The organism is Sphingomonas sp. IW22, from assembly GCF_041321155.1.
In the GTDB taxonomy this organism is placed as follows: domain Bacteria; phylum Pseudomonadota; class Alphaproteobacteria; order Sphingomonadales; family Sphingomonadaceae; genus Sphingomonas.
In genome coordinates this window covers 143349-157233 of the sequence record NZ_JBGGWB010000003.1, presented here as the reverse complement: position 1 = coordinate 157233, position 13885 = coordinate 143349, and the positions used below count along the sequence as shown (strand labels likewise).

Genomic DNA, 13885 nt, shown 5'->3' with positions numbered 1-13885 from the left:
GCACCTTCCAACCTCGCCATGGTCAAGCCCCAACAGTGTAACAGGTCACACCATCTCGCTTGCCCTTCACGACAGCGTGCCCCTTCTTTCGAAGGCCGGTTAGAGCAGCACGCATCGTATGCGGCAGCCAGCGGGTTGCCTCGACCAGCTCGGCCAGCGTTGCGCCTTGATCGCGCTGGAGCATTGCGAGCACCAACGCTGCCTTCGTACGCCGCGCGATTCCAGCATCGCCCCCGGACCGTGTCCCCTGCCCCGCTTCGCCGGCCGGCGCGACGCCCTCAGGCTCGATGCCGATAGCGACAAGCCCGGCCTTGGTGATCGCTGCGCCAAACCGCACGTCTCCATCGCTCCGCCAGACTTGCGCAGGCTGGGCACATGACGTTTCCTCGGCATAGCCGCTCTTTATCAGCGCGCCGATGGCCTTACCGATACGGCTGGTGTCGGCGCTGACGCCATCGGCGATGGGCATCAGATTGCCGTCATCGCGCTGCGATGCGCCGGAGAGCAGGATGGTCTGGAGGTCGGATAGCTTCGTCATGGGGGTCGGCTCCTTGCCTGTAGGAAGCGGCGCGACTGCCGCTCCCACCACCCAAAGCCCCGTCAGCCACGCTGACCGGGGCAGCAGCTCTGCCAGCTGCGACTCTTCGACCCGCACCATGCTCGACGTTCAGCGCAAGTCGAGCCCGTTTTCTGTGAAATGGCAATGATTTGATCTTCGCTGAACCTGCTGCGCTTCATTCGCGTCCGACTCTTTCGAGGCGCGCTCTACTCAAGTTCGGACACATTTCAGGGGAGCACGTCAGGAGTCTCGAGCGCTCGTGAGGGTGGATAGCAGTCGGTCCGCTATCGGGCGGCGAACTGGCGTAAACGAACGCTTGTTCATGATGCCGGTGACGGCAGCTAGGCGCCCCAATGTCAGCCGTTCCGTTGGTTAGTGACGCCGCCCGAAACGCGGACGTTGGTTAAGGCTGATGAGCACGACAGCAAACGCTCAAACCCGGACGTCGGTCTGGCAAATTTTGTTCTGAAGGTGGCCATGCAAGCCGCGCATTCCCGGTGCCACTTCCATTTCGGAAAGGCTCGCAGCGGCTCAGCTCGGGCAAACTTGGCGGCAGATATTCTACCTAAACTTCCAACATTCGCGGCGGAACTCACACTTAAAAGGTGTCTCATTATTGACATTGCGTCGCAAGAGCGAATAAGTAGGCCGCAGCTTGATCGGGGGCGGGCATGCATAAATTACTATCGATGATCTCATTCGCCGCGTTCGGACCGGTCGCGGCGTATGCGCAGGATGCAATCCCCTTGCCCTGCGATGTCGAAGGAAATCGCTGTCAGATAGAGGATCACGAGCTCGAGCATGAGATCGTCGTCGTCGGCGCGCTGACCGATGTAGCGATCGACCGCGACCGCATCGAACTGACCCAAGCCAATGACCTGGCCGACCTGTTTCGCCAGGTGCCGTCGGTCTCGGTCGGCGGGTCACTGGGCATCGCCCAGAAAATCTATGTCCGTGGGCTTGAGGATTCGCTGCTCAACGTCACGATCGACGGTGCGCCCCAGCGCGGAACCTTGTTCCATCATGTCGGCCGCGTCACCATCGAGCCAGAGTTGCTCGAATCAGTCGATGTGCAGGCGGGCGCAGGCGAGGCGACGTCGGGGTTCGGCGCAGTGGGCGGCGCGGTCCGCTTTCGCACGCGCGACCCGAACGACCTGTTGCGGCCCGGCCAGTCGATCGGCGGCATCGCCAAGGCAGGCTGGTTCTCGAACGACGGATACAAGGTGTCGGGCACGCTGTTCGCGCGGCTGACAAACGATATCGGCATTCTTGGCTCCTATGTCCGCATCGACCGCGAAAACTTCCGCGATGGTGACGGCAATGAGCTGCTCGGCACGTCGGCCACGCAGGAGCTGGGCTTCGTAAAGGTCGGCGGGGAACTGGGCGGCGGACACCGACTGAGCGCCAGCTATGAACTGCGCGACGAACAGGGCGCGTTCGGGCAGCGGCCGAACTGGCCTGTCCTCGACGGCGCCGAACTGTTCCCCGCCGAGGGCCAGCGCCAGACTGCCATCCTGAATTACGGCTATCGGGGACCTGATGGCATCGGCGTCGAGGCGACGGGATACTGGACCCGTTCGGAGTTCACGCAGGATCGTTACGATCGCTGGGGCCTGTATGGGGCAGAGATCGAAACCTATGGCTTCGACGTGCGCGGTCGGCTGCAAAGCGGCGGGCATGATGTCATCGCCGGGTTCGAACACCGCAACGACCCGTCGTCAGCCGGTATCTGGGCGACGCGGCGATGTGGCAGCCCTGGGCCTGGAACCCGGCGGTGGGCCGGTTCGAGGAGCGCGGCGGGCTGATGGGCCTGTATATCCAGGACCACTGGCAAGTGATCGAGCCGCTGATGCTGAGTTTCGGCGCGCGATATGACGCCTATGACGTCAATCTGCTGACCTATGGCGAGGCGACCGACAGCGACGGTCTGAGCCTGAACGCGGGCGCGCAGCTTGAGGTGCTGCCGGGGCTGAAGCTGAATGCCGGCTATGCCGAGGCGTTTCGCGGCAAGGAGATCGGCGATGCCTTCACGCTCGAACAGCGGCCCGGCCGCCTGACGCTCCAGCCCGGCCTGGTCCCTGAACGCGTCGAGAATATCGAGGCGGGCGTCAGCTATGCCGCCGCCGGATTCCGGGCGTCGGCAGCCTATTTCGACATGACGATCGACGATGTGATCCTCGACCAGCTCGGCACGCGCCGCCCGGCGCCGGGCCAGCCGCTTGAAGGGGGCGTCTATTACGAAAACATCGGTCGTTTCCGCTCCGAAGGCGTCGAGCTGCGCGCCGGCTACACAACCGGCCCCTTCTCGATCGACGGCTTCTACAATCATTATGACTCGCGCCTCAACGGCAACCGGATCGAGGGTTATGAACAGATCGCCCTGGGCAATTCGATGGGCGACAACTGGAACGTGACCGCCGGTTACGCGCCGTCCCCGTCGCTCAGCTTCCAGGCGAGCATGACCCGGTTCGAGGATCTGAACGATATCGAGGTGCTGTTCCGCGAAACCGAACTGGGCTTTATCGACGGCACGCGCACAGTCGACAAACCCGGCTATACCGTGGTCGACCTGTTCGCGCGCTGGCAGCCATTCGGGACCGAAACGCTGGAGTTGCAGGCGGCGGTCTATAACCTGTTCGACCTGCAATATCGCGCCCATGCCAGCGTCGCCGATTACAGCGGAATTCCCGGATACGAAATCGTGGCGGGCCTGCCGGAGCCGGGGCGCAATGTCCGCCTGACCGCTGCCGTACGTTTCTGATCGGATGCGCGGGCGCCGCCAAGCGCTGAGGCTGTGGCATCGCTGGTTCGGGCTGGTCGCGGGATTGTGGCTGGTGCTGCTCAGCGTGACCGGGATCTCAATCGCATGGTATGACGAGATCGACACCGCGCTCAATCCCGATCTGCGGCGCGTGGTGGTCGGCGATGCGCCGCCCGTGCCGTTGGCGATCGTGCTGGCAAGGGCTGAAGCCACATTGCCGGGGTTCGAGGCGCGGCAGGTGCAACTGGCCGGTCAGCCAGGACAGACGCACTGGCTGATCGGGCGTGCAATCGGCGATGACGGATCGTCGATGGGCGTGCAGGTCTTTGCCGATCCGGCGACGGGCGCGGTCGCGGGGTGGCGCGAATCAGGCGCGTTGCGCCTCGACCGGCGGCATTTGATGGACCTGATTTACGGCGTCCACACCGAGCTGCTGCTCGGCCCGGTCGCGGCGTGGCTGCTGGGGCTGGTGGCGCTGGCATGGATCGCCGATCATCTGGTGGGCCTGGCCCTGTCGTTCCCGCGCGGGGAGCGCTGGCGCGATGCGTTCCGGCTGGCGGGGCGATCCCGTTCGCTGCGGCGGCTGTTCGACTGGCACCGTGCCAAGGGCATGTGGGCATGGCCGCTGACCGCGACGCTGGCGCTAACCGGGCTGACGCTCGCCTGGCCGGAGGCGACGCGCGATGCGGTGCGGCTGGTATCGCCGGTAAGCGAGCGATTGCACGAAGCCATGCCGAGGGGCGCGGATCGCCCGCTCCCGGCGATCACGCTGGATCAAGCGGTGGCGCGCGTCAGAGAGAGTGGCCGCAAGGTGCACAGCGTCCGGCCGATGTTGTCGCAGGGACTATACGCCGTCCGCACCTTCGACCCGCGGGATATGGACAATCAGGGGCGGCTATGGACCTATGTCTCGGCGACGACCGGGCAGGTCGTCGGCGCGCGACACGATCGCGGCGACAGCGTCGGCGACGCATTTTTCGCGTGGCAATATGCGCTGCATTCGGGACACGCTGCCGGTGTGCCGGGTCGCATTGCGGTCAGCCTGGGCGGCGCGGTGACGATTCTGCTGTGGTGGAGTGGGATGCGCCTGTGGCGGCGGCGGCGTTGGCGACACCGATTTTGATCTTCGGCGCTTACACCTGAGGGGCGAATAACCATCCGGTCTACTCGGAAGAGACTGCTATCGTACTTATTTTGCCGAAAGCCGCCAGTCTGCAACCGCGCCCATAAGCCGCCGGACCGCTTTGGTCGAAACCTGCTGGCCGGGAATGCGCCCCAATCCCGGCCACTCCGCGCTCGCTCCACCGATCCTGAAAGCTGCCGGTCGTTCATCTTGTTGAAGTGGCCGGAAGGCACGGCCGACATTGGGGATTTTTCTGCCCGACTGCCTTATTCATCGAAACCCCGGAAGCGCTCGTCGATGCAACAGAATGGCAATTTTGCTGCGAGAAGAATCGTTTATTGTCAGTAAATTGCTAGGTCGGACTTAAGCGAGTCATGCCTTTTTGAGCGAAAAAGCCCCCGTTGCGGTCCGAGCCTAAAGGTGAGGCCGCAAGAAACGCGGGTAAAACCGCTACAATAATGTCACCCGGTCGGGATGGATACCGTACACGGACTGAAAATGGTGGTCAGCAAACTGCTTCATATGAGGCTTTTCGCCAGAGGCCGAGAGCCAACGGTAGTCATAGGTGAACGGTCCAGGCAACCGGATCCATTGGTCGGTCATGTCGTAGGTCACGTTCGCGGCATAGAAGCTCTCGAACATTCTCTGGACCGCGTCCATGTCGCGATCGGACTGGAGTCGGGGGAAAACCCCGTCATCATCTTCTTTATCGACGAACAAGGCACTGTGGCGCTCGAAAAGCGTCTGAACGCTCGCATGCACCCGCAAGCCGGCCATCCATGCACCCGGCCAACAGAAGATCTCCGGTGTGAGCGCTTTATCGCGCATGAAAGCTAGGAAATGGGAGAACATCACCCGTACGGGAAGGTTTGTCGGATCGTATTGGAATGTTCGGTGCTCACCCATCAGGGCCGAAAACGGCCCGTCCTCAGCGGCCCATGCCGCACAGGTGTTGGCCACCGCCAGGGGCGTATCGACAAGCAGGCCCGAGGCAAGTTTCTCAGTGACTTCGACGTACTCCGCGCGCGAGTAATTACGAACCACGTTTGCGACCTCGGGGCATTTGAGGCGAACCAGCGCCGACAGCATGACGAATCGCGCAGCGGGATCGGTGTCCGTGACAAAGGACGGGAAATGCACGAGACGGTGGGGGAAACCGGACCCTGAGTTGATTGCCATATCGCAGATCAGCAGGAAAAGCCCAACCGTTGGGTCATCGATGCTGGGCGGCCATTCCAAGCCGGACTGGCGGAGAAACTGTTCAAAGGCGCGTAGGTACATGCCGTGGAGGATGCCTAGCGCCTTGAAGTCATCCCAACCGAGCCTCCCGCCGGATGCGAAATGAAGAAACTGAATTTGGCTGAAGCAGGCTTGACCTTCCAGCACCTCCCTTGCTCCCAAGGGCCAGAGTTCGATCGGCGAGCCGTAGTAGAAGCCTCGCTCTTTAGCTTTTCTCAGATGACTAAAGGGTTCCCCCCACTCTTTCGGGTGCGGTATCGTTGACCAAGCCCGGTCAACGGTACTGGCAAGCACCGATAGATTGTTTGCGTAGCTGATCTGAAACGCATGACCGACAGACTCGAATAGCGGGGCCTCGGCGGTCGCCTTTGCGGTGATGTGTGAGAATGTCAGGTCCCGAAACGCGCCAAAATCAAAGTGATTATTGACGATAATGTTCGCTTCACCAGCCGGGGTGTCTGGTCCTTTGCCTTCCAGCGAAGACGCCGCCAATTGTCGAACGGACTTCTTGAAGCCCACCAGCGCGATCAGATTCTTTAGCCGGGTGTAGTTGGCATGGGCCTGTGTAGGGTAGCTCAGGCTCAGCATAAGACCGTAGGTCGAACCGATATGCTGCCACCAATGCACCGTCTCGTGCAGGTAGGTGGAGAACGCCTGGGCCTGGTCAAACTGGAGATCACCCGACGAAACGATTCCTCCGGGATTAGAGGCCAGTCTGCGATGAACCTCGGGCGATAGCCGCAACACGAACTGGAAGGTCTGGAATAGGCCATGCGCCTTTAACGTCGCCCTATAGGTTCCGGCGCCTTCAGGCAGGGGCTGCACGCTGCGGAGGAGATTGGTATTAAGTTGCACGATTGTCACTGGTGCTTTCTGCGATCCGGTAGAATCTCGTGGCAATATCGCGGGCCTGCGTTTCGACCATCGCATCGTGAAGAAATTTTCTCTTCGCTACCCGGTAAACGCATTCGAGCTTATTGAAGCCATATCGCTGAAGCTGGAAAAGCCATTCATCACCAAAATCGATGTAGACTGGGCACTGGGCGTCCAGCCATGTTCTGCGCGGCTCTACCCAGCTATATTGCTGATGCCCGCGATAGGTCTCGATGAGGTGCTGGACTTTGTGCAGTCCATGTATCTCGACCATCCCTCCGCTTCCGTGATCCGGGTTCTCCGATAGGCGCCAAAAGATACCGTTGTTCGCCCCGTGCATACCACGAGCCGCTTTGTACCAAACAAGGTCCTTAGCTTCTTCATTATCGGGGTCGGGTAGAAGGTGGTGCAGGTCGAATTGATTCCTGAAGCCTCTGCCATCCACGATCCAAACGAGATTCTGATAGAACGCTTCACGCGATTGCCGTTCGGCATCGGTCATTGCCGAGTGCTGGACCTCGATCACGATGCCCGTTGGAGTGATGATATCGGCGCGGTGAATCTCGCCGTCAGGGGCGGTACGCGTTTGCTCCCGGCATCCTTCGGGAAACAGGTTCTTCCAATCCCGATGCCATTGCGTTTCATTTTCCCACCAAGGATCGCAATTGCCGCGGGACGCGTGTGCCCAGTGGTGCATGATGCGCGGACCACATTTCGCGACCATGGCAGCGCCGCAGGTCGAGCAAACACCCTTAAGTCCGGGTCTCGCTTCGCTACGCGCGTCGTCGACAAGAGCGAACTGCATTAGATTCCCCTTTCAGATGAGAAAAAGGGGTGTCGGATTCGTGTGCGACACCAATAGGGTTGCCCATTCTGTTGCATCGGCAGCTTACGGCCGGGCAGCCGATTGTCCATGAATGGCGAGGATTGGGTCGGAACCCGCCAGATGGAGCTACCGCCGGCAACGGCAGCTATCGTGTCGCGATCACCTAAAAACCGTCAGTCCGCAATCGGCCCATGACCTGCCGGACAACTGCCGGAAACAAGCCGGTCAGCGAAGCGCCTTAATCTCAGCCGTTCAGCGTGGTTCTACGCGATCCCAAAATCTGCCGTTCGTTCATCCGGCTCGAACTGGCGGCGGGAACGACCGACATTGCTGGTGGTCGCGCGCCGGCACAGCCATGAGGATGTGCTGGCGGCACTCGCAGAACTGTTCATCGAGCGGGGCTCGCCAGCACATATCAGATCCGATAACGGCGCGAATTCATCGCCACCGCGGTCCGCCCTTGGCTCGGGCAGATCGGTGTGAAGACGCTTTACATCACGCCGGGCTCGCCTTGGGAGAACGGCTATAACGAGAGCTTCAACGGGTCGCTGCGTGACGAACTGCTCAATGGCGAAATCTTCTACAGCCTCGCCCAGGCCGGGGTGCTGATCGAGGCATGGCGGCGCCATTACAACGCCGTCCGGCGGCACAGCAGTCTGGGCTACCGGCCGCCAGCCCCGAAAGCGGCGACACCGCCATTGCCGGTCTCCGGTTCCGCTTCGCTTCACCTCCGACCGGCAATGGCGGCGGACACCACAATGACTAACTATCAACCCGGACCACCCGGTGGGGGCTGCTCAGTTCCCATCTCGCAAGTGCTTGGCATGGCCGTTCGGCGGACAAAAGCCCTGATAAGCCGACTGAAATGCGACTCAAGATTGAACCGGTAGTCGGGAAGGCTGATACACGTAATTAACCTGTCGCACTGCCTAGCGGTTATTAGCCGCCAATTAACCCATCTCTGATTGTGAATTTCGCGTTTCCCTTTTCGCCGCAACAACTTGCTCGCTGTCCGGTTCTTGGACGGACACCAAAAGGAGCGAGCCATGAGTCCCCGCGACCCGGATCGAACACGCGGTCCAGCTTCCGGCAAAGCCGGTAGCGAAAGCGACGGTGCCGCTTAACCCAACCCCCTATACCGGCAAGGGCGGGGCCAGGAACCCGAAGCACGGCGGCCAGAGCGAGCAGGTCTATCATGGGCCTGGACATCTTGGCGACCAGTCAACCGGCGGCACCCCGAACGCTGTCACTCGCCATAACGAGGGAAACCATCTCACCCGGAGGAAATCGCGATGTATTATACCGATCGACTGCTACAGTATCCCGTTCGCGTCGAACGGCCCGACCCTCGCTTTGCGCGCGCCCTCCAACAGGCCATTGGCGGTATCGAGGGGGAGATCAGGGTCTGCCTGCAATATTTCTTTCAGGCATGGGGCGCACGCGGACCCGCCAAATATCGCGACCTGCTTTTAAATACCGCGACCGAGGAGATCGCGCATATCGAGATGCTGGCGACCGCAGTCGCGCTCAACCTCGAGGATGCGCCGCTGTCAATCAAGGAAGACGTCGCTGCCGATGCGGCTGGCGGATCCGTGTTGAACGGCATGGATATGCGCCACGTCCTGTCGACGGCGCTCACCGCGCTGCCCAGCGACGCCAATGGCGTTCCATTCGATTGCAGCCATGTCTATGCCAGCGGCAACCTTGCCGCCGACATGATGGCGAATGTCACGGCGGAAAGCACCGGCCGGATGCTGGCGACCAAGCTGTACAACATGACCGACGATCCCGGTATGAAGGACATGCTGTCCTACCTGATCGCCCGCGACACCTATCATCAGCAGCAATTCATGGCGGTGATCGAGGAACTGGGCGGACTGGAGGGCAATCTGCCCATCCCCAACAGTTTCCCCCAAGAAAACGAGAATAGAGAGTTCGCCTATGTGCAGCTCGGCTTCAATCGCGACGGCACGCCGCCGCCCGCCGGCCGTTGGTCCGAAGGGCCGTCCCTGGACGGTAAGTCGCAATATTCACATCGGCCGATGGAACCGCTGGGCGGCGAGCCGCAATTGGCGCCCCCCCGCCCCGGCGGCGGCGCGCAGACGCAACAGATGACCGGCGGTGGAGAGGGCATTCTCGGCCGTGCAGCCCATGCCATCGAGGACGCGATCACACCTGATCGCGGCTGATCCACCCCATTTCCAGGAGATTGACGATGCGACATATCATTGCACTTGCCTTGCCGGCGGCCGTGTTGCTGCTGGGCTGCGCCGATGACCCGATCGGCAATGCCACGCCCGACCAGGCTGCCCGGATGGACCCCGATGCACCAGCCAGCGCCATGCCGACAACCGCATCCGCTTATCTGGCCGCAGCGGCATCGAGCGACCAGTATGAGATCCAGTCCTCCCAGATGGTGGAGGGCAGCGACGCCCCCGCGCCGGTGCGCGATTTCGCGCGGATGATGATCCAGCATCATCAGAAAACGACCCAGACGCTGACTGGCGCCGCACGATCGGCGGGCATCACGCCCCCGCCCCCGTCACTCCAGCCCAAGCACGCGCAGATGCTGGCGCAATTGCGCGCTCAGCAAGGTGATGCCCTGCATTCTGCCTATCTGACGCAGCAAATGCAGGCGCATCAGGAAGCGCTGACGCTGCATCGTGGCTATGCAGAGGGCGGCGACACGCCTGAGTTGCAAAAGGCCGCCACGGCTGCCGTTCCGATAATCGAGCAGCATCTGGAGCGATTGCGCCGGATCGGCAGCAACCCGTGAACAGCGTGAAGGACACCGGCCTGGGTGCGACGCTGCTTGAAAGCACCACCGACCCGCAAGCCAAACAAGCACCCCACCCGGCGGAATGCGAGGCGAGCGGAGCGGCGAACCCGAGGGCAAAGGCTATCCGCGCCGGGTGGCCGGTATCGACGTGATCGACACGTCCGGCGTGATCCATGCCGAAGCGGTGCGGGACATTCCCCCCAACCGGCGCTGCGCCCGGATGCAATGGTGCGCGGCGCCGTGCTGGGCGCTGCCGTCGCAGCGTTGGGCGCGGGTGTCGCCATACTGACCGTCCGTCGCGGTCGGGCACGGCCAACAGCACGGCAATGCCCGGTCGTTCGCGACGCGGGACCTGCCAGCATGGCCGGTCCCGAACGCAGACGCTGGGCCCGCGTCGATCAGGCGTCACACGAATCCTTCCCTGCCAGCGATCCCCTCCAACATGCTGACAAAGGCACATTCCCATGGCGAATAAAACGCTTGAAACGCTATTTCACGACACCCTGCGCGACATCTATTACGCAGAGCGCAAAATCCTGCGGACCTTGCCCAAAATGGCGCGCGCGGCAAAGTCGGAGGAACTGAAATCCGCATTCGAGACGCATCGCGACCAGACCGAGGGGCAGATCGAACGCCTTCAGCAGGTTTTCGAAATCATCGGCAAGACTCCACGCGGCAAAACCTGTGAAGCGATCGACGGCATCGTTGCCGAGGGTGAAGAGATCATCGAGGATTACAAGGACAGCCCGGCACTCGACGCCGGTCTGCTGGCGTCGGCGCAGGCGGTCGAGCATTACGAGATCACGCGCTATGGCACGCTGCGGCGCTGGGCGCAGCTGCTCGGTCTGGACGAGGCCGTCAGCCTGATCGAACAGACGCTCGAAGAAGAATCGCAGACCGACGAGTTGCTGACCGACATCGCCGACAAGACCGTCAACGAAGACGCGCTCGCCACTGGTTGAACCGATATGGCCAGGTGGCGTTTTCCACCCGGCAACGTCTGGAGCAAGCATGACCTTTCACCCCAAGCCGCTGTCGGCGCAGACGATCGTCATCACCGGCGCATCTTCCGGCATCGGGCTGGCGACAGCCCGGCGAGCGGCACTGGCCGGCGCACGGGTGATCCTGGTCGCCCGCAATCAGGCGGCGCCGGACACGATCGTTCGCGATCTGAACCGGAAAGGCGCGGCCGCGAGTTTCGTCGCCGGGGATATCGCCGAGCCAGACACTTCGCGGCAGGCAGCACGAATGGCCTTTGAGCAGTCCTGCGGCATCGACAGCTGGGTCAATGCCGCCGCGGCAGGGATTTATGGTTGGCTGCGCGACACGCCGATTGGGGACCATCGCCGTTTGTTCGATATTGGCTATTTCGGCATGGTTCAGGCTTCGCAGATCGCGGTCAACGCAATGCGCGATCGCGGCGGCACGTTGATTAACATCCGCGAAGCTAACCTTTTCGGGAATTCACCATCAACATCAGACAGGTTCAGGGATCGATATGGCCACGACGAACCTAGAGCTGCCCACGTGCAAAGGCAGCCCACACGCCCTGGCGCTTCGGGGTATCGGCGATCGGAGCGCCGACGCCCCGATCGCAGCGTTCCCGCTCGGCGAACTCGACGTCGAGATTCGCTCCGCGACCGATTCCCTGTGGTTACTCATTCGTCGGCAAGGACGGGGCGGCGTGGCGCTTCGGGCGGCATATCTGGTCGGTGCGTTCACCTGCAAGGCCGTGAAGGCGGAGCCGGGCGAAATCGCGCGCCTTGAAGTCACCAGCAGCCTTGGCCTGCACGTCATCGCCGTGCGCGCGGGCCCACATGCGCTGGAGAATGTGCGGGTTACAGTACGCCTGACGCCCGAAGTATCGACGTCGATTCCGTTCATGCCGCGCGATCTTTATCCCCTTGATGCGAACGACGATCCCCTGGGCGCGGGCGGCAGCATCGAAGTAGGGCAGCGCGGGCTGAACGTGGCGGTTGCCTATCTTCATATAGAGGAGCCCAGCTTCGGCGATGTGCTATACGTTCAGAACCTGACCGCGCTGAACGATTATTACCGGGCCACCGGGACCAAGCCCGATGCGGTGGTGGGCGGGACATGGCCCGAACTGGGTTACATGATCCCCACCCCGGAAGACGACACACCGGCTTGCGAAAGCGCGCTGGAGGCCGGCGTGGAGGTCACGCTGCCCGACGCGATCCTCGTCTTCCGGCACCAGGCGCCGCTGCACGAAAGGGATTCGGCGCGCAGATTCCTGCAGATGCTCGGCATCGCTTACGCCACGATCGAGCGACCCAAGGTTGAGTTTCGGGACTGGGTAAAGCGCGCCGAATGGACGCTGCGCGATCTCGACAACGCGCCCGAGGCGACGATCGCGCATTATGGGCATCGTTACGTCCACCCGTACACCAACGCCGAATATCCCGACATCATGGTGCAGATGTCGATCGTCACGGCCATTCACGACTGGGGCAAATGGTGCGGCTCACCCCATCCTTTAGAGGCGGAATTCAAAGCCGGTCTGGAGAAGTTCTTCGACCCCGAGCTTCAGTCGCTCCGCCGCTATCTGCCCAATGTCGGTGATGACAAGGACGCGGACGCGGTCGATAGCTGGTACCTCTACCACCCAATGCTGAACCTCGGCATACTCGCGCTCGACGGTGACGAGGATGCGAAAGTGCTGCTGCTCAAGTCGATCGACTTCGGCATCAGGGCCGCGCAGCATTTCAAGTACAAATGGCCGATCCAGTACAAGGTGACGGACTTCACCGTCATCACCGACACCGCGGAGGCTGACGACCGCGGTCAGACCGATGTCGGCGGCATCTATGCCTGGGTCATGTTGCAGGCATTCGAGCTGACCGACGACAAGCGTTTCCTGGATGAGGCCCGCAACGCGATCGACACGGCCATGGGTCTGCGCTTCAAGGTCAATTATCAGGCCAATCTCACGGCATGGGGTGCCGCGGCTTGCATGCGGTTGTGGCGGATCACCAACCAGACCGTCTATCTCGAACAAAGCTACGTGTATCTGGCGAGCTTCTTTCACAATTGCGTGGTCTGGGAAAGCGATCTGGACCACGCGGCGCATTACAGCACGTTCATGGGCGTCTCATGCCTTCAGGATGCGCCGTACATGGCGATCTATGAATGCTTCGACTCATTTGTGGCGTTCGAGCGCTATTTGCGTGACAGCGGGCCTGATATCGAACCGGCCGCCCGGATGCTGATCTCGGAATTCTGCCGATACGCGCTTCATCGCGGCTGGTATTATTATCCCGATGCGCTTCCAGCGGACGCGCTGGCTTCCGATCAACGGGAAAGCAACGGTCATATCGATCGCAAGCTGTCGTTTCCGGTCGAGGATCTCTACCCGGGCGGCGAGCAGGCGGGACAGGTGGGCCAGGAGGTTTATGGCGCCGGCGCCGCCTTCATCTTTGCCACCCGCGCCTTCCACCCGATCGAGGGCGCACCCTTCCAGCTATATTGCGATCACTTCATCCGCTCGACGGAGCGCACCGGCGACCGCTCCCTGACGATCATTTTGGATGGCGGCGAACGATGCACTGCAGATTTGAGCATCGTGCGCTCGAAGCGGCGCAAACTTGGCAAGGTTACAATCAGCACGGCCGATGGAGATATCCTGCGGCCCCACAACGCCTCGGCTGATCGCATCGACTATCGCGTCCCGGCAAGCGGCCGCCTTTATTTGCGTTGGGAATAAT

The 13885-nt window shown here is 61.8% G+C and carries 12 protein-coding genes and 1 pseudogene; 10 read left to right on the top strand and 3 right to left on the bottom strand.

Annotated elements, in window-relative coordinates:
* Nucleotides 1–22: 22 nt before the first annotated feature.
* The gene (locus tag ACAX61_RS14250) at nucleotides 23–538 is read right to left on the bottom strand and encodes a DUF3489 domain-containing protein (protein WP_370715509.1); all 516 of its coding nucleotides are present in this window, start codon (nucleotides 536–538) and stop codon (nucleotides 23–25) included.
* Between the two features lie 710 nt (nucleotides 539–1248).
* Here ACAX61_RS14250 and ACAX61_RS14245 point away from each other — a divergent pair.
* Genes ACAX61_RS14245 through ACAX61_RS14235 form a run of 3 tightly spaced genes read left to right on the top strand, consistent with a single transcriptional unit; the run spans nucleotide 1249 to nucleotide 4443 of the window.
* The gene (locus ACAX61_RS14245) at nucleotides 1249–2364 is read left to right on the top strand and encodes a TonB-dependent receptor plug domain-containing protein (protein WP_370715508.1); all 1116 of its coding nucleotides are present in this window, start codon (nucleotides 1249–1251) and stop codon (nucleotides 2362–2364) included.
* Nucleotides 2304–3320 (top strand): TonB-dependent receptor, encoded by a 1017-nt coding sequence (locus ACAX61_RS14240; RefSeq protein WP_370715507.1) that lies wholly within the window; start codon nucleotides 2304–2306, stop codon nucleotides 3318–3320. Before ACAX61_RS14245 ends, ACAX61_RS14240 begins: the two co-directional genes overlap by 61 nt.
* A 4-nt stretch (nucleotides 3321–3324) precedes the next feature.
* Nucleotides 3325–4443, top strand: coding sequence for a PepSY-associated TM helix domain-containing protein (locus ACAX61_RS14235; protein WP_370715506.1), 1119 nt, complete (start codon nucleotides 3325–3327; stop codon nucleotides 4441–4443).
* A gap of 450 nt (nucleotides 4444–4893) precedes the next feature.
* Here the strand turns inward: ACAX61_RS14235 and ACAX61_RS14230 are convergent, their stop codons facing one another.
* Both ACAX61_RS14230 and ACAX61_RS14225 read right to left on the bottom strand, forming a co-directional pair.
* The gene (locus ACAX61_RS14230; RefSeq protein ID WP_370715505.1) at nucleotides 4894–6546 is read right to left on the bottom strand and encodes a hypothetical protein; all 1653 of its coding nucleotides are present in this window, start codon (nucleotides 6544–6546) and stop codon (nucleotides 4894–4896) included.
* On the bottom strand, nucleotides 6527–7360 hold the full coding sequence (locus ACAX61_RS14225) for a competence protein CoiA (protein ID WP_370715504.1): 834 nt from the start codon (nucleotides 7358–7360) through the stop codon (nucleotides 6527–6529). The genes ACAX61_RS14230 and ACAX61_RS14225 overlap by 20 nt, the downstream gene beginning before the upstream one ends.
* 357 nt (nucleotides 7361–7717) lie before the next feature.
* Between ACAX61_RS14225 and ACAX61_RS14220 the strand changes: the two are divergent.
* The 7 genes and pseudogenes from ACAX61_RS14220 to ACAX61_RS14190 all read left to right on the top strand — a co-directional run.
* Nucleotides 7718–8142: pseudogene (locus tag ACAX61_RS14220) on the top strand (integrase core domain-containing protein); the annotation flags it as partial.
* A 531-nt stretch (nucleotides 8143–8673) separates the two neighbouring features.
* Nucleotides 8674–9570, top strand: coding sequence for a manganese catalase family protein (locus ACAX61_RS14215; protein ID WP_370715503.1), 897 nt, complete (start codon nucleotides 8674–8676; stop codon nucleotides 9568–9570).
* Between the two features lie 26 nt (nucleotides 9571–9596).
* A complete protein-coding gene (locus tag ACAX61_RS14210) occupies nucleotides 9597–10157 on the top strand; it encodes a DUF4142 domain-containing protein (RefSeq protein WP_370715502.1) in 561 nt (186 codons plus the stop codon).
* 85 nt (nucleotides 10158–10242) lie between these two features.
* Nucleotides 10243–10449, top strand: coding sequence for a hypothetical protein (locus tag ACAX61_RS14205; RefSeq protein WP_370715501.1), 207 nt, complete (start codon nucleotides 10243–10245; stop codon nucleotides 10447–10449).
* A 175-nt stretch (nucleotides 10450–10624) separates the two neighbouring features.
* On the top strand, nucleotides 10625–11122 hold the full coding sequence (locus ACAX61_RS14200) for a YciE/YciF ferroxidase family protein (protein ID WP_370715500.1): 498 nt from the start codon (nucleotides 10625–10627) through the stop codon (nucleotides 11120–11122).
* A gap of 49 nt (nucleotides 11123–11171) precedes the next feature.
* Nucleotides 11172–11927 carry an SDR family NAD(P)-dependent oxidoreductase gene (locus ACAX61_RS14195; RefSeq protein ID WP_370715499.1) on the top strand — a complete coding sequence of 252 codons (756 nt, stop codon included), beginning with the start codon at nucleotides 11172–11174 and terminating at the stop codon, nucleotides 11925–11927.
* On the top strand, nucleotides 11845–13884 hold the full coding sequence (locus tag ACAX61_RS14190; RefSeq protein WP_370715498.1) for a hypothetical protein: 2040 nt from the start codon (nucleotides 11845–11847) through the stop codon (nucleotides 13882–13884). Before ACAX61_RS14195 ends, ACAX61_RS14190 begins: the two co-directional genes overlap by 83 nt.
* Nucleotide 13885: the final 1 nt, after the last annotated feature.

Excerpts from the sequence above, each read along its gene's own strand:
- ACAX61_RS14250 (WP_370715509.1), bottom strand. The coding sequence starts at position 538 with ATGACGAAGCTATCCGACCTCCAGACCATCCTGCTCTCCGGCGCATCG.
- ACAX61_RS14245 (WP_370715508.1), top strand. The coding sequence starts at position 1,249 with ATGATCTCATTCGCCGCGTTCGGACCGGTCGCGGCGTATGCGCAGGAT.
- ACAX61_RS14240 (WP_370715507.1), top strand. The coding sequence starts at position 2,304 with ATGTGGCAGCCCTGGGCCTGGAACCCGGCGGTGGGCCGGTTCGAGGAG.
- ACAX61_RS14235 (WP_370715506.1), top strand. The coding sequence starts at position 3,325 with ATGCGCGGGCGCCGCCAAGCGCTGAGGCTGTGGCATCGCTGGTTCGGG.
- ACAX61_RS14225 (WP_370715504.1), bottom strand. The coding sequence starts at position 7,360 with ATGCAGTTCGCTCTTGTCGACGACGCGCGTAGCGAAGCGAGACCCGGA.
- ACAX61_RS14215 (WP_370715503.1), top strand. The coding sequence starts at position 8,674 with ATGTATTATACCGATCGACTGCTACAGTATCCCGTTCGCGTCGAACGG.
- ACAX61_RS14210 (WP_370715502.1), top strand. The coding sequence starts at position 9,597 with ATGCGACATATCATTGCACTTGCCTTGCCGGCGGCCGTGTTGCTGCTG.
- ACAX61_RS14205 (WP_370715501.1), top strand. The coding sequence starts at position 10,243 with ATGCGAGGCGAGCGGAGCGGCGAACCCGAGGGCAAAGGCTATCCGCGC.
- ACAX61_RS14200 (WP_370715500.1), top strand. The coding sequence starts at position 10,625 with ATGGCGAATAAAACGCTTGAAACGCTATTTCACGACACCCTGCGCGAC.
- ACAX61_RS14195 (WP_370715499.1), top strand. The coding sequence starts at position 11,172 with ATGACCTTTCACCCCAAGCCGCTGTCGGCGCAGACGATCGTCATCACC.